Here is a 17,866-nt window from a genome sequence, read left to right as displayed (position 1 = left end):
CTATTTTTTTATCATGACGAGCAAAGAGAGGGTCCGCAGGACCTTTGGCTACGAAGAGGCGGACCGGGTCCCCCGGAACTATCTGGCCAACGCCCATATAGACCGGCGGCTCAAGGCCCGGCTGGGCCTGGAGCCGGAGGACACGGAGGGCCTTTTGAGGGCCCTGGGAGTGGACTTTCGCACCGTGGGCCTGGCCTACACGGGCCCCAGGCTCCACCCGGAAGAAGAGGGCAGGCTGGTGGACCCCTGCTACGGGGTCAGGTGCCGCTGGATACCCAACGAATACGGCGGCTACATGGACTACTGCGACTTTCCCCTGGCGGGTCTGGACACGGAGACGGCTCTCCGGTGGCCCATGCCGGACCCGGAGGACTTTGACTACCGGGCCTTTGGCGAGGCCTGCCGGCAGGCCGGGGAATACTACGTGTGCTACGTGAATATGCCCGACGTCATCAACGCCACCGGCATGATCATGGGCATGGAGCAGACCCTCATAGGCCTGGCCACCGACGACAGGGCGGTGCTCACCTATATAGACCGCCGGCTGGAGACGCAGCTGGAAAACCTGCGCCGGGCTCTGGCGGCGGCCGGCGGGGCTCTGGACTGCCTGTGGACCGGAGAGGACCTGGGCACCCAGCACGCGCCCCTCATAAGCCCGGAGCTGTTTGAGAGGCATATCAGGCCCAGACATCAGCCGTTTATAGACGCGGCCCGGGAGGCGGGAGCAGCCGTGATGATGCACAGCTGCGGCTCTTCGTCCTGGGCCTTCGAAGCATTCATAGATATGGGAGTGGACGTGGTGGACACCCTGCAGCCGGAGGCGGCGGACATGAGCCCCCGATACCTGAGGGACCGGTTTGCTCCGCGGCTGGCCTTTCACGGGAGCATCTCCACAGCCATGCTGGCGGAGGCCACTCCCGCACAGGTCCGCGAAATATGCCGGGACACGGTCCGGACCTACGGCCGGGGCTACGCCCTGGCGCCCACCCACATGCTGCAGGACAACACCCCGGTGGACAACGCGCTGGCCATGTATGACGCCGGGCCCGAAGGAGAAGAACCATGCAGAGAGAAGAAGAGCTCATAGGCATAGCGGCCCGCTACGGCGCGGAAGGCCGGCAGGGAGACCTGTATGGCATAGGCGACGACTGCGCCGTATATCCCGGCCCCGGGGGCCTGTCTCTGGTGACCACCTGCGACATGCTCTGCGAGGGCACCCATTTCCTGATGGAATACGCTACTCCCCGGGAGCTGGGCCGGAAGGCTGCCGCGGTGAACGTCAGCGACGTGGCCGCCATGGGCGGCGAGCCCCGCTGGGCCTTTGTGTCCGTGGGACTGCCGGAGGCGGACGCGGCCTTTCTGGAGGAGCTCTACAAAGGCATGAGCGACTGTCTGGGCCCCTGCGGCGCCGTCATATGCGGCGGGGACACGGTCAGGTCGGGCAGCATAGTCATCAGCATCACTGTCACGGGCACTGCCCGCAGGCCCGTGTTCCGGTCGGGAGCCCGGGAGGGAGACGACATACTCTACTGCGGCACCCCCGGGGCCTCGGCGGCGGGACTGGGAGCCCTGACCCGACTGGGCCGGAAGGCAGCCCTGGAGCGCTGGCCGGAGCCGGTGAAAAAGCATCTGCTGCCGGAGCCGGTGACGTGCTCCCCCCTCATAGCGGACCTGGCCCACGCCATGATGGACGCCTCCGACGGCATCTCCAAGGACCTGGGGGCCATCTGCGCCGCCTCGGGCCTGGGAGCCCGGCTGGAGGAGGAGCTTATCCCCTTGTGGGAGCCCCTGCTGGAATACTGCCGGGACACGGGGGAGGACCCCCTGAGGCTGGCTCTTGCCGGCGGTGAGGATTACGGTCTGCTGGTCACAGCGGCCCCGGAGGACCGGGGCAGGATAGCAGACGTCATGAAGGAGCATGGAGTGCCCTGCCACAGGCTGGGCGTCATGACCGCCGGCCCGGCGAAGGCGGAGCTGACCGGCCGGCCGGGAGGCCTGCCGGAGGGCTGGCAGCATTTTACGGAAGAGAGCCCATGGAAATGATCACACACAGTCCCGCGGACAGCATGCGTCTGGGGGAGATATTTGCCCGGCATCTGGAGCCCGGGACCCTGATCCTCTATTTCGGAGGGATGGGAGCCGGCAAGACCACCTTTACCAAGGGGCTGGCCCGGGGCCTGGGTATAGGAGAAGACGTCCATTCGCCCACCTTCACCCTGATCCACGAGCACTCCGGAGACAGGAGGCTGTGCCACGCGGACCTCTACAGGCTGGAGGGGCAGGAGGATATAGACGATCTGGGCCTGGAGGAATACGTCCGGTCCGAAGCCGTCACGGCGGTGGAGTGGAGCGAGCGCTTTGAGGCCCTGCCCGAAGGGCATATAGCCCTTCGCTTTGAGATACTGGGGGATGAGGAGAGGCGCATCACCTTTGCCTCGGACTATCTCCCGGAGAGCTTTTTTGACACTATAAAAGAGGAATACCTGCAGTCATGATAGTATTGGGAATAGAATCCTCGGCCGGCATATCCTCCGTGTGCCTGTCGGACGGCCCGGAGGTCCTGGCCGAATACCATTTTGCCCACAACATGGGCCTGCTGAGGCGCCTGACCCCCGGCATAGAGGAGCTGGTCCACGGCTCCGGTCTGGAGATGGGGGACATAGGAGGCGTAGGAGTGTCCCTGGGCCCCGGGTCCTTCACGGGCCTGCGTATAGGCATCACCTGCGCCAAGACCCTGGCCTTTGCCATGGGCATACCCGTGGCGGGAGTGCCCACCCTGAAGGCTCTGGCGAAAAACGTTGGCTATGCGCGGCCGGGGACTCTGGTGTGCTCCATGATCTACGCCCGGGCGGACGAGGTGTACTGGTGCCTCTTTGACAGCGGCCTGCGGGAGCAGGAGGACTACAGGATAGAAGCCATAGGCGGCCTGCTGCCCCGTCTCGCGGAGAGACCGGAGGAAGTGGTGTTCGTCGGCTCCGGCTGCCGGAAGCACCGGGAGCAGATAGAGGCGGCCCTGGGGGCCCGGGCAGGCTTTGCTGACAAGGTGTGCGACTTTGTCCGGGGCATGTCCGTGAACGCTCTGGCTCTGGAGAGGCTGGAGGCCGGCGACAGCGACGACCCGGCCCTGCTGGTCCCCATGTATATCAAAAAGCCCACCCCCGTATTGAGAAAGGAGGCCCGGGAAGCAAAATGAAGAGGATGCTGTGCCTGACGGCCCTGCTGCTCACTCTGACGGCGGCGGCCTTTGCCGGGCCCCAAAAGACCATAGTGCCGGGGGTGACCCTGGAGCAGACCGTGACCACCGGGACAAACCCCCTGGTGGTGAACACGGTGCGGGTGGACCTGAGCCGCCCGGATATACACGTGAAGACGGCTCTGGGGGACGAGACCGTGTCCTCTACGGGCAGACAGGGCGTCAGCAGTATGACCGGCTCCGCCGTGGTGGGCGTCAACGCCGACTACTTTATCATGAACGGCTTCAGAGACCCCCTGAACCTGTGTCTGAGGGACGGGGAGCTGCTGAGCGAGCCGGGCTACGGCCGGACCGTCATAGGCTTTGACGCCGGAAACAAAATATATATGGGCGTGCCGGAGTTCAACGGCTGTATCATCACCGCCTCCGGGGAGAGGCTGGACGTCACCGGCATAGACAGGGCCCGCAATCAGGGGGAGAGGATACTCTACACCGGCCATATGGGGCCCACCACCCGCAGCAAATACGCGGCGGCGGACGCGGTGCTGAAGCCCGAGGACGGGGACGGCGCCCTGCATCTGGTCAGCGGCAGAAGTCTGCAGGTCCTGGAGGTGCGACCTTCCTCGGTGAATACCCCCATACCCAAGGGCTGCTTTGTGCTGTCCGCCGGAGGCGAGCTGGGGACCCGGCTCTGCGAGGCTCTCCACGCCGGGGATACCGTGACCCTGACCCTGGGCCTGTCGGACGAATGGAGCGGAGTGGTCAACGCCGTGGGCGGCGGCCCTCAGCTGGTGCGCAACGGCGCCGTGTTCGTCACCGGGGAGCGGGAAGGCTTCAAGGCGGACATACTGAAGGGGAGGGCTCCCCGCAGCGCCGTAGGCTTCTCGGCAGACCGCAAGACCCTCATCATCATGACCGTGGACGGCAGGCAAAAGCATTCTCAGGGAGCCACCCTGAGCGAGCTGGCGGCGCTGATGATAGCCGCCGGGGCCCGGGACGCCATGAATCTGGACGGCGGCGGCTCCACGGCTCTGTCCGTGTTCGGTCTGGTGCTGAATTCCCCCTCCGAAAGGACCGAGAGGGCGGTGGCGGACTGCCTCACCGTGCTGTCGGACTACCGGGGGACCCCCATAGACTTTGACCCGGGGCTGGCGGGCACTGTGTATCGGGCGGATCAGGTGTACAGCCTGCCCCTGCCCGACGACGCGGACCCGGACCGGCTGGTCTGGGGCACCGGAGGCGGCATAGGCTACACCCTGACGGACAATATGCTGCGCACCTGCTCCGTGTCCTCCCGGGGGACCGTGGGCTTTGTGTATGACGGAGTCAGGTATTCCTGGCCCGTGGAGGTGTCCGCGGCTCCTCTGGACAAGGCGGAGTGCAAGGTGTCCTACTACGACCCGGAGCGGAAGATATCCCGGGTGTATTTCAGACTGCTGGACAAGGCGGGGCACCCCATGATATATTCCCCCGTGTTCGTGAAGCTGGAGGGCGGAGTCACCGGCCGGCTGAGGCACACCACGGACAGCATGGGAGCCTCCGTGTTTGACGCTGTGTGGGAGGCCCCGGAGGGCGAGCGGAGCGTCACCTTCAGCATAGGGAGCTTTGAACAGAGCTTTGTATTTTGACGCCCGGAGCGCCGGAAGAAGACTTCCGGCGTCCTTTTTTTTGCCTCCCCGGCTATCCGGGCCGGCATAACTGATATAATGAAGACGGATATGCTCCAAGGAGGAACACCTGTTATGTATCAAGACCGACGCCCGGCCGCCGGGAGACTGCTCCCGGGACTTTTGCTCATGCTGCTCATAGCCTGCGTCCTGCCGGCAGCCCTGTCTGCCGCCGGAGCGCCCGCGGGGAGCCCCCGGGAGCTGTGGGACCCGGAGCTGCTGCCTCTGCTGGGCGGCGCCGAGAGCCGCCTCTTTTCCAGCTATGACCGCACCGGCGGCAACAACGACGGCTTTGACGGCCTCTACAGCACAGTGAGGGAAGAAAAGGGCCGCTGGGTGGTCTTTGACCAGCGGGGGCCCGGGGCCGTGAAGCGTATCTGGTTCCCCGTGTGGAGCGGCCTCGACGCCGATTTTGAGATAGAGATAGACGGCCGCAAGGCCATTTCGGCGCCCAACTACCGGGCCTTTGGGGACGGCAGCGTGTATCCCTTTATCAAGGGCCTGAGCGAGACCGCCATGGGCGGCGTGGTGACCTGCGCCCCTATCCCTTTCCGGGAGCGCTGCGTCATCAGCTGCTCGAAGCCCATCTTCTTTTATCACTTCAATTATCAGCTGTATCCCGCCGGCGCAGAGGTCGAGACCTTTGACAGCCCGGACTACAGGCGGGAGCTGGAGCAGGCGGCGGAGGCGCTTATGCGGCCCGGGGAATGCCCCGGCGGCCTGTCCCGGGCGGCCCGGACGGTGAAGACGGTCACCGCGGCCCCGGGAGCCGTGACGGACGTATTTGCCGAAGCCGGCCCCGGCAGGGTGGCGGGCCTGAAGATCCGGGTGGAGGAGGCCGAGGAGCTCTCTTACAGGAGCCTGTGGCTGAAGACCCGGACCGACGGCATAGAGACCGTGTTTGCCCCCATGGGGGACTTCTTTCTGGACGGCTTTGGCAGGGGAGGCGTCAGGAGCCTGCTTTTCGGCAGCGACAATGGAGAGTACTATTGCTGGGCCCCTATGCCCTTTGCCCGGGAGTGGAGCCTGTCGGTGGACAACAAGGGCCGCAGGGAGGCCCGGCTCACCGTGGAGATATGGACGGAGCAGAGAGACTTCCCGGAGGGCGCCGGCCTCTTTTACGGCCTGTGGAACAGGCGGAAGCCCGCCTCGAAGGACCAGAAGCCCTTTGACCTGCTGAACGTGAAGGGCAGGGGACGGCTGATATCCACGGGGCTCTATACCGACTGCCGCAGCGGCCTGGCCTGCCTGGAGGGGGACGAGATAGCCCGGATAGACGGCAGGGACGGCTCCTTTTACAACGGCACCGGCACGGAGGACTGCTTTGGAGGCGGCTGGTATTACAGCGGCGAGGAAAGGTCGCTGCCCCTTTACGGCTGCACCTATCTGGCGGAGAGCGTGGGCAGATGCAGCATGTATCGCCTCTACACCGGGGACTCGGTGTTCTTTGAACGGGAGATAGTCTTTGACATAGAGCGGGGAGCCGGCAACTCGGAGCCCGCCGAATACGCCGGGGTCACCTGCTTTTACGCGGAGCCGGGGGTCAGCTGGAACATAGCCCACGAAGGCGGCTGGCTGCCCCATGCGCCGGGAGACCCGGGGGTCATAGAGGCGGAGGACGCAGGCGCGGCGGGCTGCGAGATCATAGGAGACTACGGCAGGCCCTTTGAGCTGAGCCGCAGCGAGGGGGTGAGAGCCACCTGCTTCGCCGTCTATTACCGGTCGGGGCTGTCCTCGGGAGTGACCCTGCGGATCATGGGGAAGGCCCGGGCTGTCATAGACGGCAAATACGTGGCCCGGATAGACGCAAAGACCCCGGAGACGGTGCAGCCCTTTGAGAATGCGGAGCTGCCGGCGGGCAGGCATTTCCTGACCATACTGGCCGACGAAGACCCCTTTGTGCTGGACTGGTTCAGACCGGAAAACGCCCCGGGCTATCATGAGGGAGAGGCTCTGGCATACGAGCGCAGCGACGGCCCGTTTCAGGCCGGGTGGCAGGACATGAAGGGCTTCGGGCCCTATTGGTCCGCAGACGGCCATCTCTTCGTGAAAGGGGAGAAGCCCGGCGATATGGTGGAATATCTGCTGCCGGCGGAGCCGGGGGAGGCCTTTGACCTGACAGTGTGGCTCACCACAGCCCCGGACTACGGCATATTGAAGATATACGCCGACGGGACTCTGCTGAAGGAGGAGGACTGCTATACTCCGGGAGTGGAGCGCAGAGAGGTGCCTCTGGGGACCGTGGTCCCCCGGGACGAGACGGTCCGCCTGAGGCTGGAGGTGTCAGGGAAAAATCCGGCCTCTGCGGGATACTACAGCGGCATAGACTGCCTGTATCAGTCGAAGAGGGGAGTGGAGAAGTAGCGCTCGGCAGTGTCGGGCAGCACCGTGACCACGGTCTTGCCCTTGCCCAGCCGGCGGGCCAGCTTGATGGCGGCGGCCACGTTGGTGCCGCTGCTGATGCCGCACAGAATGCCTTCCCGGCTGGCCAGTTCCTTGGATATGCGGATGGCTTCTTCGTCTTTGATGATGCACACGTCGTCATAGATGGACGTGTTGAGGATAGGGGGTATGAGGCCGTCGCCTATACCCATCTGCACGTGGGTGCCTATGGAGCCTCCGGAGAGGATGGCCGCGTTTTCGGGCTCCACCGCCCAGATGGTGATGTGGGGATTGGCCGCCTTCAGGGCCTCGCCGATGCCCGTGATGGTGCCGCCGGTGCCTATGCCGGAGCAGAAGCCGTGGATGGGCCCGCCTACGTCCTCCAGTATCTCCCGGGCGGTGACACTGCGCTGGATGTCGGTGTTGGCAGGATTTTCGAATTGCTGGGGCACGAACACCCGGGGGTCCTCATCCCGCATGGCCAGGGCCAGACGCACGCATTCGTCGATGCACTCGCCTATGCTCCCCGCGTCGTGGACCAGGATCACCTCGGCGCCGTAGTGCTCCACCAGCTTGCGGCGCTCCACGCTGACGGAGTCGGGCATGATGATCTTTACCCTGTAGCCTCTGACAGCGCCCACCAGAGCCAGACCGATCCCCTGATTGCCCGAGGTGGGCTCCACGATGACGGTGTCCGGTCCGATGATGCCCCGCCGCTCCGCGTCGCATATCATGGCGTAAGCCGTGCGTGTCTTGATGGAGCCGCCTACGTTCAGACCCTCAAATTTGACCAGTATCTCGGCCCCGTCCGGGTCCCCTGTGTGCTGAAGCCTGATGATGGGCGTGCGCCCGATGGCTTCGAGTATAGTATTTTTTATCATGCCCGATCCCAATGAAATAGATGCATAAATAATAATAACATATATGCCGCCAAAAATCAAATGCGCCCCGGCAGCGCGCCGATCATTACGCGTCATTTCGGGCCTCTCTTGTCCCGTTCGATAATGACGTCATCCCGGCGTCTCTCTTGTCCCGTTCAATAATGACGTCATCCCGGCGGTGAGGGCTCCGTAAGCCCTCACCGGTAAGAGATCCCCTGAGAAAGAACCGCGAGCCCCGGCTGCGGACCGGCCCAACGGGACAAAAAGCGCTCGACTACACCTCTTGTCTGCCCCGCGATACGGTCCCTCCCACCAGCCGCCTCTTGTCCCGTTCAAACACAACGTCATTTCGGCGCCTCTGTAAGAGGCGGTAAGAAATCCCCTGCAACAGAACCGCGAGCCCCGGCTGCGGACCGGCCCAACGGGACAAAACAGACTTTCTCCCGGCGGTGAATATGATGCTGTGCCGTGGCCTTTCCGACAGTTTGAAGGGGATATCTTATTCACCCCACGAATACCTTTATTCGTGGGGGCCCCGAATTACCGGTTTTCCCTGGGGGAAAACCGCCGAGATGACGTCTGGATCGGCCGCCGAGATGACGCGGGGGCGCTGCGCTTGCCGCAGCGCGCCCGCGCGCTATCGGGGATAGACGCGGGGATGACAAAAAAAAGAATGCGCAGGCTTGCTGCCTGCGCAGGGCTTACTTCAGCCGGTCCCTGTATTTTTCTATCAGGGTGTGGAGCCGCTTGTGCTCGGAGGCCTCTGTCTTGGCGAGCTCCAGATAGTCGCTGTACACGGGCTCCGTTTTGGCGGCGATCATGGAGCATATCCGCACGTGGCAGGTGATGTGCTCAAACAGCCTGTCCAGCTCCTCCGCCGTGCCTTCCTCCTCTATGAGGCGTTCCATATCCCGGGGGTGCATCTCCTGCACGTTGTTCCAGATGGTCTTTTGCACGTCCGGAGAGCGCATTTCCATGATCTCCGTCATGGTCTGCACGTCGGGGAAAAAGTCTTCGGCGTTCTCGTCGGGAAATACGGAGGTGAATATGTCGATGAGACCTGCCGCTATCTCCTCGTTTTCCAGAGCCATGGCGGTATTGATGGCTTCTCTCATATACTTTTTGTACAGCTCACTGTGCTCCGTCTTTTCCAGAGCGTCGCAGACGGCCACCATGCTCCTCAGGTTCATCTCGTCTCCCTCAAAGATGGTGTCAAACATAGCCGTGGCCTTTTTGACGTTGCCCAGATATATGAGGCAGGTGCCGTAGGCGGCGAGGATGTCGTTGTATATGGCGTCTTCGCCAAAGTAATACTTGGCCAGCCTCGCGCAGGTTTTGGCCCGCCGCAGGGCCTTGTCTTTGTCCTCTGCGGATACGCCGTCGGTGAGCAGCAGAAAGTAGTCCAGATTCACGTCCGGCTCGAAGGCGCTGCCCAGGGCGTCCATCACTTCCTCTTCGCCGGTCTCGCCGGCGGCCAGGGCTCCCGTGAGCTCGGTGTCGGTCATGCCCGGGACGGGCCTTTTCAGCAAAAAGCCTCTTTCGGCCCGGGCCACGTGCCGCAGCAGTATGCGCACTTCTTCCAGGTCCTCGTGGTCATAGTATTTCTCCAGTCCTTCGTCTGCAATGCCGATCACCTTCAGCCAGTCTTCCGGGGAGGGCTCCGTCGTGCCGGCCAGGTGGCAGCCCATGGTGGAGCAGAACTCCCAGGCCGTTTCGTCGGCATAGGTGTACAGGGCTATTTTGTCGTAGTGGTGATAGATCTCGATGTCGTCTGCCATAGTGTATCATATATCCCCGAAGGCGCCTGCCTCCGGGGATAAGGTCCTCGTCAGAATATGCCGGCGGCTTTGATGCGTCGTATGAACTCTTTGATCAGGCTGCCGTGTACGTCGCCCGCCACCGTCAGGGACATTCTCACGTAGCCTTCCCCGTGAGGTCCGTAGCCGTTGCCGGGTATCACCAGCACGCCGGCCTCGGTCAGCAGCTTTTTGACAAAGTCGGCGGAGGTGTAGCCCTCGGGCACCCGGGCCCACACGTAGAGGGAGCCCTTGGGGCAGGGCACGTTCCAGCCCAGGTCTCTGAGGCCCTTGACCAGTATGTCCCGTCTCTCTTTGTACACGGCCAGGGTCTCACTGTTGGTCACGTGGTCCAGGGCGTAGGCAGCCGCTATATCGATGGCGGGGAACTGCCTGGAGTCCATGTTGCTCTTCAGCTTGTTCAGGGCTGCTATGAGCTGGGGGGCGCCGGCGGCAAAGCCTATGCGCCAGCCGGTCATGTTGTAGGTCTTGGACAGGGAGTGCAGCTCTATCACCACGTCCTTGGCGCCTTCGCACTGCAGCATGGAGGGGGCCTCGTAGCCGTCGTAGGTCACCTCGGCGTAGGCTATGTCGCTGACCACCGCCACGTCATACTTGCGGGCAAAGTCCACCGCCTTCTGATAGAAGGCCGGGTCGCACACGGCGCCGGTGGGGTTGTTGGGATAGTTGAGATACATGAGCTTGGCCCGCCGGGCCACGTCCCCGGGAATGGCGTCAAAGTCGGGGAGGAAGCCGTTCTCCTCCAGCAGGGGCATGCTGTAGATCTCGGCGCCTGCCATCATGGAGTTGACCTTCACCACCGTGTAGCCGGGGTCGGGGCACAGCACCACGTCGCCCGGGTCCACCATAGCCCACACCACGTGGGCCAGTCCGTCCTTGGAGCCTATGAGCAGCATAGCCTCGGAGCCGGTGTCTATTTCCACGCCAAAGCGTCTCCGGTAGTATCTCTGCACGGCGGCGAGAAAGTCGGGCCAGCCCGCCTCGGTCTCGTCGTAGCGGTGGGTCACAGGGTTCCGGGCCGCCTCGCAAAGGGCGTCGATGATGGGCGCCGGGGTGGGCAGATCGGGGTCGCCTATGCCCAGGTCGATCAGGTCCTTGCCTTCTGCGATGGCCTTTGCTTTCATTCGCGAGATCTCACCGAAGAGATAGGGGGGGATGGTCTCAAGTCTTTTTGCTCTTTCCAAGTCGGGGCTCCTTTTTCAAGATTATACAGATATATTATATATCAAACCTGCCAAAAAGTCCACCGCCGGCGGGCCCGGCCCGGAGCCCCCGGCAAGTATTTTGAAAAAGCCCTCCTTATCGCTTGACAAGAAAAAACGGATAGGGTATAATATATATTGTCAGACACGGTGTGGCTGTGACCTGCCGATGTAGCTCAATTGGCAGAGCAGGGGTTTTGTAAACCTCAGGTTGCGGGTTCGAGTCCCATCGTCGGCTCCAGTGATATGGAGAGTTGCCCGAGTGGTTAAAGGGGGCAGACTGTAAATCTGTTGGCAACGCCTACGTTGGTTCAAATCCAACACTCTCCACCATATAAGGCGCCTGCAGGCGCCTTGTTTTGCCCAGATGGCGCAGTGGTAGCGCACCTCATTGGTAATGAGGAGGTCACGGGTTCGAATCTCGTTCTGGGCTCCAAAAAAGCGGAAAGCGCACGGCTTTCCGCTCTTTTTTTGCGTTGGTCAGGCCCCGGGGGCTTCCTCTTCGGCTGTCTTCAGCAGCAGCAGGGCCAGGGCGTAGGTGAGATACATGATGCCTGTGGCCATCATCACCACTCCCGAGTCGTTCACCGCAAAGCCCACGGTGAGGCCGAAGATGAGGCCGCAAAAGCCCGCGTTCAGTATGCGGCGGCCGTCAAAGAGCTGCCGGGTGAGGCCTCTGGGGTTGAAGAGTATGACTATGAGAAACACCAGACAGCTGATCAGCACCCACACCCAGCGGGAGGCCTGAATGAGGGTGATGTTCATGGCCAGCTTGCGGGTGACGGTGGTCAGCACCAAGGCGCTGTCGCCCTGCATGGCCACGCTGAAAAACCTGCCTATGTGGCTCTGGGGGTCCTGTACGTTGAGATATATCATCAGGGGCACCAGCGCCAGGGCGCAGATGACGCCTCCTATGACAGTCTTCAGGTCGGGCTTCAGGGACACGGACATGACGCCGGCGCAGGCAAAGCCCAGTATGGCCGCCACCATGCCTCCGAAATTGGTCCCCGCCCCGGGCAGGCCTATGGTCATTATCACCGCCAGGGCCGCCGCAGCCACCGGCACCGCAAAGGCCCGGACCCGGGCAAAACGCTGCCACAGCATATAGATGGTCAGCATGCTGCAGGCCAGCAGTATCCCCGCGTATTCGTTGCCCAGGCCGTAAAATCTGGCTCCCACCATGGGGTCATAGCTCAGCAGGCTCCGCTTGCTGAGCCAGGAGCCCGTGAGAGTGTCGGCCATGATGACCAGGGAGGTGACGGAGCACACCGTGAGGATGATCTTGTCCGTGGACAGCCGTCTCAGCAGCAGGCTGCCTGCCAGGGCAAAGAGCAGGTAAAAGAGGCCCGTCTTCTCCAGGGAATAGACGTTCAGGGCAGGCGACACGAACACCCCGAGGGGTATGAGCATCACCGCTATGGTGAGGGTCTTGACCAGGCTCCTTATCTGCTCCGGCAGCCGCCGGTAAAATATCAGGCACGTGAGCAGGCTGAGGGCGCATATGCCCGTCAGGGTCACGAATATGATCACCACCGTGGGCCGGGCCCTGTAGGTCAGCAGCATCCTGTTGGCCTCTTTGGTCAGGGTGTCCGCGTCCCCGGGGCATACTTCCGGAGCAAAGCCCGCGGTGGGGCAGTCTATGCCGAAAAACGAAAAGACGTCCTGAGTCACGTCCACGCAGGCTATGATGCCGGGCCGCTTGGTGCTCCGGGAGGTGAGCAGGCATTCAGATTTGATGTCCGAGCCGTATATGAGCACCGGGAGCAGGGCTCCGGTCTGGCCCGACTGCTCCAGGGAAAGGGCGCACACCCTGTAGGTATTTCCCGATCCCCTCAGAGCCCGGTCCAGGTCCGCCAAAAAATCGTAGAGCCTGCGGCGGGTCTTCGTCAGGGCGACCTTGTATCTGCCGGGGCTGTACAGGCTCTTTTCGGCGGTCAGCCGCAGCAGGTCTCCGGCCTCCACCACCACAAAGGTCGTTCCCCGGGCCCGGGACACCCGGGCGACTATGTCGTCATAATCGGTGGTCAGGCCCAGGGGGCCCTGTCTGTCCGCGCTCAGGCAGTCGCTGTGTTCTCCCGTGACCAGGCCGTCGGAACCGCAGCCCAGCAGATAGGAGGGCCGGTAGGGCAGCCGGGCATATGGCCCGCGGCCGTCAAAGCTGCTGCAGCCGTAGAGAGCGATCTTCACGCCTCCGTCCTGCAGCGTGTCCGCCAGGAGCCCGGGCTGCGCCGCCGGGTCTATGCTCTGCTCAGTGCGGGCCAGCCGTTCCGCTCCCGGGTTCACCATGGCTCCCGGAGGGATAGGCCTGCCGGTGGCTCTGAGATACATTCCGTCCGCGGCCTCCCCCAGCAGCCGTTCGTTTTGCTCGGCTATGCAGCCGCTGGAAAAATAGGGATGGCCCGCCAGGGCAGCAGGGGATACGGGAGGGGTCTTCAGATAGTATTCGATGGGGGCCGGCTTGCTCTTCTCCGGATACACGCTGACCCTCCTGCCGGCGGCGATGGTGGCAGCCACGTTCTGAAAGCAGGTCCTGCCTGCGGTGCGGCTGTTCATCAGGCCCGTGGCGGATCTGGCTGTCAGCTCGGCAAAATCGCCGGTCTTCTCGGCGTTGATGACCCCCAGGGGAGTGTCTCTGAAGGTCACCAGCACGTAGGTCATATCCCCGGCCGTGGCTCCGCAGGCCGTCAGTACGGCCAGCAGGATAGGGAGGAGCAGCCGCAGTCTCATGTGTCCGCGCCTCCGCTGCCGGCTTCCGCCGGGGCGTCTTCCGGGCCGCCGCCGTCAGCTGCTGCCTCCCCGCCGGCTCCTTCGGCTTCTTCCCTGTCCTTGTCCACCACCAGCTTCAGGGAGGCTATGGCGCACTCCAGCATGGCGTCCTCCGGCTCCCGGGTGGTGATACGCTGCATCAGCAGGCCCGGGGACAAAAACACCCGTGTAAACACCGAGCAGGGGAATCTGGCCGACAGCTTGATGATCTCATAGGAGATGCCGGCCACCAAAGGCAGGGCCAGCAGCTTGAGGGCGAACCGCAGCAGCTTGTTTTCGTTGGGGACGAAGCAAAATACTATGATGGTCACCGCTATGACTATGAGTATGAAGCTGGTGCCGCAGCGGGTGTGTATGCGGGAGTAGCCCCGGACCCTGTCGGGGGTCAGCTCCTCCCCGGCCTCGAAGGCGTTGATGGTCTTGTGCTCCGCTCCGTGATAGGAAAATATCCTCCTCACGTCCGGCATAAAGGAGATGCTGTACACGTAGAGAAAGAATATCAGCAGCTTGAAAAAGCCCTCCACCAGAGAAAAGGCCCACTTGTTGGCGGAAGGTATGCGCAGCAGGGTGTTGGTCACAAAGCCGCTGAGGTATATGGGCACCAGCATAAAGAGGGCCACAGCCACCGCCATGCCCACAAAGGCCGAGGCGCCTATGAGGATGCCGTTGGCCTTGCCCTGGGCGCTGTCCAGCTGGCTCTTGGCCTTTTGCTGCTCCCGGAGCAGGCGCTCTCTCCTTTTGGCTTCTTTGGGAGACAGCTCCCGGTCGCCGGAGCCTGCCAGCTCCTCTTCCCGCTGCCGGGCTTCCTCCTCCATCTGGTCCGTCATGGCTATATCGCTGGACCAGAAGAGGCTCTTCATGCCCAGATACATGCTGTCTATGAGGGCGATGACGCCCCGCACAAAGGGAGTGCGGTAGCTGCCGATGCCTCCCAGATAGTTCTGCACCGGCTCCAGGGTGGTCCTGATCTCTCCGTTTGCGCGTCTGCAGGCTATGGCGAAATGAGATCTGCCTCTCATCATCACCCCTTCTATGACTGCCTGTCCGCCGTAGGCTGGCTTTTTGTTGGCGTCTTCCGACATGGGTCCTTCCTCTTGTGAACTTGCTATATATATTATAGCACACTTCTTGTTCCCGGGCAAAGGGGGCCTCCCGGACGAAAAAAACGGGGCCCGGGGGCCCCGCCTTGCCGCCTGTCCCTAATTGGCCAGGCCGTAGATGTTGTTGATGTCCTTGATGGTGGTCTTGATGGAGCTTCTGATGCGCTTGCCGCTCTTTATGATGTTGTCCGAGAAGATGAGGGCCTTGCAGGTGCCGCTCACCTGAACGGGGATGCCGGAGGACTGGAAGCGGCAGGCGTCTATGATGGCGTTGCCGGCTCTCAGGTCCACGGAGGGGCTGTTGTCCGCCCAGTTGACGAAGTTGCAGTTCTGCAGGGTCAGCTCGCCGCCTTCCATGACCACGTTGCTCTTGCAGGGGCCCCAGAAGGAGCAGTTCTGAAACATGACGGCGCCCTTGTTGGTGTCCTTGATGCGCACCATGACCGGGTCATCCTTGAACATGGCCACGAACTGGCCGTTGGTGATCAGCACGCCCAGACCGCTGGCGGCGTCCACCTGCACCGAGGTGTTGCAGCCGTCGGCAGCGGCGCCCATGAGCTGGCCGTTGGTGGTGCCGTGTCCGTTGTCAATGAAGCGGTAGCCGATGGCGTAGCCGTAGGCAAAGGTGTTGAACACGTAGTGCCAGTCGCTCTTGCCCAGGATAAAGCCTTCGCCCTTGGTCAGCTGGAAGTCCCACAGGTCGCCCTTCATGCTGTACCAGGGGTTCCAGTGGATGTTTTCCCAGCGGCCGATGTCGTAGATCTCGTCGGTGAAGATGCCTCTGCGCAGAGGCTGGCCGGAGATGTTGCGCACCAGCTGGCGCTCATTCTGGGAGGCGTCGATGCCGTTGTAGGAGTTGAGGAGCTCGCAGTCCAGCAGAGCGGGGTTCTTGCCTCTCATGGCCACTGTCCAGGGATAGGCGGCCGGAGTCTTTTCGGTCTCCTGCTCGGGATAGTAGAACACGAAGCCCTGCACGGTGCAGTTGGTGTCCATCAGGATAAAGGGGTCGCCGTTCTCCTTGCCTCTGTTTTCGGTGGGCATGAGGGTGGAGCCGCCTTCGGTGGGCAGGGGCAGGCCCTTGTCCCGGATGCCGTTGTTGGCGGGCACGGAGGCGCGGGTGCCCTTGAGGGTCACGCCTACGGGCATCTTCAGGTGGCCCTTGAACAGGTAGTTGCCGTTGTCCACCACCACAGTGCCGTACAGAGCCTTGCCGGCGTCGTCCAGAGCCTTCTGGAAGGCCGCTGTGTTGTCGGTCTTGCCGTCGCCTACGGCGCCATAGTCCTTCACGTTGAATTCCACGGCCATGGCGGCTGCCGCAAACAGGGCCAGGATGAGAGTCGCTGCGAATATTTTCAGCTTCATAATGGTCTCCTTGAGTGTATTTCTGCTTCTATTATAGCATACCAAAGCCCTCCGGGGACGTCCGCGGCAAATATTTTTGCGGACGCCCCCGGGAGTTTTATTTCAGTATGACGTTGTCCTTTTCGATGACCTGAGCGGAGGAGGAATTGGCTATCACCCGGTCCGTCTTCAGCACGTTGTCCTTGAAGATCAGGGCCTCGGCGCCCTCGGAGAGCCGGACCGCCTGCCCCTTGTGCTGGAACCGGCAGCCGGACACTATCACGTCGCCGCCGGAGACGTCCAGAGACGGGGTCCCCAGGTCGTGGCAGTCATAGTCCACGAAGTTGCAGTTGTTGAAGGTGAAGGAGCCCGCCTTGATACGGGCGTTGGAGTCGCAGGGGCCCCAGAAGGCGCAGTTGTCAAACATGGCCACGCCGCCCTTGTTGGCTGCGCTGGCCTTCACCATCACCGGGTCCTTGCCGAACATGGCCACGAATTCGCCGTTGGTGAACAGCAGGCCCATGGGGTTGCACTGCTCTATATACACCGACACGTTGCAGCCGTCGGCCCCCAGACCCAGGAAGTTGCCGTTGCAGGTGCCCGTGGGGGTCTTGATGAACTTGTAGCCTATCTTGTAGCCGTAGCAGAAGCAGTTCACCGCGTAGTGCCAGTCGCTGCGGCCGAAGATAAAGGCTTCGCCGTTTTCCAGCTGCCATTTCCACAGCTTGGTGTTCATGCTGTACCAGGGGTTCCAGTGGATGTTTTCCCACCGGCCTATGTCGTATATCTCGTCCGTGAAGATGCCTCTGCGGATGGGCTGGCCGGAGATGTTGCGCACCAGGGCCCGCTCGTTTTTGGCCGCGTCGATGCCGTTGTAGGAGTTGAGGAGCTCGCAGTCCAGCAGGGCGGGGTTCTTGCCCCTCATGGCCACGGTCCAGGGGTAGGGGGCCGGGACCTCGTCGTGCTCCTGCTCGGGATAGTAGAACACGAAGCCCTTCACGGTGCCGTTGGTGCCTATGGTCAGGAAGGGCTCGCCCTCCTCGTTGCCCCGGGAGGCGCAGGGCATCAGGCAGGAGCCGCCGTCCGTGGGCAGAGGGAGCCCCTTGTCCCTCAGGCCGTTGCTGGCAGGCACCGAGGTCCGGGTGCCCTCCAGAGTGACGCCGGTAGGCAGGTTGAGGGTGCCTCTGAAGAGAAAGTTGCCCGCAGGCACCTTCACCACGCCGTATCTGGCTTCGCCGGCGGCGTCCAGAGCCTTCTGAAAAGCCTCGGTGCAGTCGGTCCTGCCGTCTCCGACGGCGCCGAAATCCGTGGGGTCATAGGAGGCGGCTCGCGCCCGGCCTCCGGCCAGGACCGCAAGAGCGGCCGCAAGAATGAGAATAGCTGTCATTTTTCACCTTGAAATAGCAGGGCGCCGGCCCTGTTTTTCATATTATAGCACATCCCGGGCCCCGGCGCAACAATTTGCGGGGATAAATAGACCTCCGAAATAATGGCTGCGGGGCCATTTTGCTTGACTT

Annotated in this window: 13 protein-coding genes and 3 tRNA genes; 9 read left to right on the top strand and 7 right to left on the bottom strand. The window is 62.6% G+C overall.

Annotation, left to right across the window (positions count from 1 at the left end; genetic code table 11):
* Window positions 1–13 precede the first annotated feature (13 nt).
* The 6 genes from IK083_05150 (at window position 14) to IK083_05125 (ending at window position 7,224) form a co-directional block, all read left to right on the top strand.
* The gene (locus tag IK083_05150; protein MBR4748940.1) at window positions 14–1,087 is read left to right on the top strand and encodes a hypothetical protein; all 1,074 of its coding nucleotides are present in this window, start codon (window positions 14–16) and stop codon (window positions 1,085–1,087) included.
* A complete protein-coding gene (gene thiL / locus IK083_05145; protein MBR4748939.1) occupies window positions 1,063–2,043 on the top strand; it encodes a thiamine-phosphate kinase in 981 nt (326 codons plus the stop codon). Before IK083_05150 ends, thiL begins: the two co-directional genes overlap by 25 nt.
* Window positions 2,034–2,495, top strand: coding sequence for a tRNA (adenosine(37)-N6)-threonylcarbamoyltransferase complex ATPase subunit type 1 TsaE (tsaE, locus tag IK083_05140; protein MBR4748938.1), 462 nt, complete (start codon window positions 2,034–2,036; stop codon window positions 2,493–2,495). Before thiL ends, tsaE begins: the two co-directional genes overlap by 10 nt.
* Window positions 2,492–3,193, top strand: coding sequence for a tRNA (adenosine(37)-N6)-threonylcarbamoyltransferase complex dimerization subunit type 1 TsaB (gene tsaB, locus IK083_05135; protein ID MBR4748937.1), 702 nt, complete (start codon window positions 2,492–2,494; stop codon window positions 3,191–3,193). The genes tsaE and tsaB overlap by 4 nt, the downstream gene beginning before the upstream one ends.
* The gene (locus IK083_05130; GenBank protein MBR4748936.1) at window positions 3,190–4,821 is read left to right on the top strand and encodes a phosphodiester glycosidase family protein; all 1,632 of its coding nucleotides are present in this window, start codon (window positions 3,190–3,192) and stop codon (window positions 4,819–4,821) included. The genes tsaB and IK083_05130 overlap by 4 nt, the downstream gene beginning before the upstream one ends.
* A 168-nt stretch (window positions 4,822–4,989) precedes the next feature.
* Window positions 4,990–7,224 (top strand): DUF2961 domain-containing protein, encoded by a 2,235-nt coding sequence (locus IK083_05125; GenBank protein ID MBR4748935.1) that lies wholly within the window; start codon window positions 4,990–4,992, stop codon window positions 7,222–7,224.
* Here the strand turns inward: IK083_05125 and cysK are convergent.
* From cysK to IK083_05110, 3 genes are all read right to left on the bottom strand, one after another.
* Entirely contained in the window at window positions 7,197–8,123 is a 927-nt protein-coding gene (gene cysK / locus IK083_05120; protein MBR4748934.1) for a cysteine synthase A, read from the bottom strand. The genes IK083_05125 and cysK overlap by 28 nt on opposite strands.
* Before the next feature lie 701 nt (window positions 8,124–8,824).
* Window positions 8,825–9,901, bottom strand: coding sequence for a hypothetical protein (locus IK083_05115; protein MBR4748933.1), 1,077 nt, complete (start codon window positions 9,899–9,901; stop codon window positions 8,825–8,827).
* 50 nt (window positions 9,902–9,951) lie between these two features.
* On the bottom strand, window positions 9,952–11,124 hold the full coding sequence (locus IK083_05110; protein ID MBR4748932.1) for an LL-diaminopimelate aminotransferase: 1,173 nt from the start codon (window positions 11,122–11,124) through the stop codon (window positions 9,952–9,954).
* 183 nt (window positions 11,125–11,307) lie between these two features.
* Between IK083_05110 and IK083_05105 the strand changes: the two genes are divergently transcribed.
* From IK083_05105 to IK083_05095, 3 genes are all read left to right on the top strand, one after another.
* Window positions 11,308–11,383: transfer RNA gene (locus tag IK083_05105), tRNA-Thr, on the top strand.
* Between the two features lie 7 nt (window positions 11,384–11,390).
* Window positions 11,391–11,475: transfer RNA gene (locus IK083_05100), tRNA-Tyr, on the top strand.
* A gap of 28 nt (window positions 11,476–11,503) precedes the next feature.
* A tRNA-Thr gene (locus IK083_05095) sits at window positions 11,504–11,578 on the top strand.
* Window positions 11,579–11,622: 44 nt separating this feature from the next.
* Here IK083_05095 and IK083_05090 read toward each other — a convergent pair.
* From IK083_05090 to IK083_05075, 4 genes are all read right to left on the bottom strand, one after another.
* A complete protein-coding gene (locus tag IK083_05090) occupies window positions 11,623–13,869 on the bottom strand; it encodes a hypothetical protein (GenBank protein ID MBR4748931.1) in 2,247 nt (748 codons plus the stop codon).
* Window positions 13,866–14,990, bottom strand: coding sequence for a DUF1385 domain-containing protein (locus tag IK083_05085; protein MBR4748930.1), 1,125 nt, complete (start codon window positions 14,988–14,990; stop codon window positions 13,866–13,868). Before IK083_05085 ends, IK083_05090 begins: the two co-directional genes overlap by 4 nt.
* A 117-nt stretch (window positions 14,991–15,107) precedes the next feature.
* Window positions 15,108–16,370: a hypothetical protein gene (locus IK083_05080; protein ID MBR4748929.1), complete on the bottom strand. Its 1,263-nt coding sequence runs from the start codon at window positions 16,368–16,370 to the stop codon at window positions 15,108–15,110.
* Between the two features lie 97 nt (window positions 16,371–16,467).
* The gene (locus IK083_05075) at window positions 16,468–17,736 is read right to left on the bottom strand and encodes a hypothetical protein (protein MBR4748928.1); all 1,269 of its coding nucleotides are present in this window, start codon (window positions 17,734–17,736) and stop codon (window positions 16,468–16,470) included.
* Window positions 17,737–17,866 lie beyond the last annotated feature (130 nt).

It is taken from the genome of Abditibacteriota bacterium (assembly GCA_017552965.1).
Lineage (GTDB): Bacteria > Armatimonadota > UBA5829 > UBA5829 > UBA5829 > RGIG7931.
Note: the sequence above shows the minus strand (reverse complement) of the source record. Positions and strands in the feature narration are given on the sequence as shown.

What these genes read in the sequence shown, in the direction of transcription:
- cysK (MBR4748934.1), bottom strand. Translation starts at nt 8,123, where the DNA reads ATGATAAAAAATACTATACTCGAAGCCATCGGGCGCACGCCCATCATC.
- IK083_05150 (MBR4748940.1), top strand. Translation starts at nt 14, where the DNA reads ATGACGAGCAAAGAGAGGGTCCGCAGGACCTTTGGCTACGAAGAGGCG.
- IK083_05080 (MBR4748929.1), bottom strand. Translation starts at nt 16,370, where the DNA reads ATGAAGCTGAAAATATTCGCAGCGACTCTCATCCTGGCCCTGTTTGCG.
- IK083_05125 (MBR4748935.1), top strand. Translation starts at nt 4,990, where the DNA reads ATGCTGCTCATAGCCTGCGTCCTGCCGGCAGCCCTGTCTGCCGCCGGA.
- IK083_05130 (MBR4748936.1), top strand. Translation starts at nt 3,190, where the DNA reads ATGAAGAGGATGCTGTGCCTGACGGCCCTGCTGCTCACTCTGACGGCG.
- IK083_05090 (MBR4748931.1), bottom strand. Translation starts at nt 13,869, where the DNA reads ATGAGACTGCGGCTGCTCCTCCCTATCCTGCTGGCCGTACTGACGGCC.
- tsaE (MBR4748938.1), top strand. Translation starts at nt 2,034, where the DNA reads ATGGAAATGATCACACACAGTCCCGCGGACAGCATGCGTCTGGGGGAG.
- thiL (MBR4748939.1), top strand. Translation starts at nt 1,063, where the DNA reads ATGCAGAGAGAAGAAGAGCTCATAGGCATAGCGGCCCGCTACGGCGCG.
- IK083_05075 (MBR4748928.1), bottom strand. Translation starts at nt 17,736, where the DNA reads ATGACAGCTATTCTCATTCTTGCGGCCGCTCTTGCGGTCCTGGCCGGA.
- IK083_05115 (MBR4748933.1), bottom strand. Translation starts at nt 9,901, where the DNA reads ATGGCAGACGACATCGAGATCTATCACCACTACGACAAAATAGCCCTG.
- IK083_05085 (MBR4748930.1), bottom strand. Translation starts at nt 14,990, where the DNA reads ATGTCGGAAGACGCCAACAAAAAGCCAGCCTACGGCGGACAGGCAGTC.
- tsaB (MBR4748937.1), top strand. Translation starts at nt 2,492, where the DNA reads ATGATAGTATTGGGAATAGAATCCTCGGCCGGCATATCCTCCGTGTGC.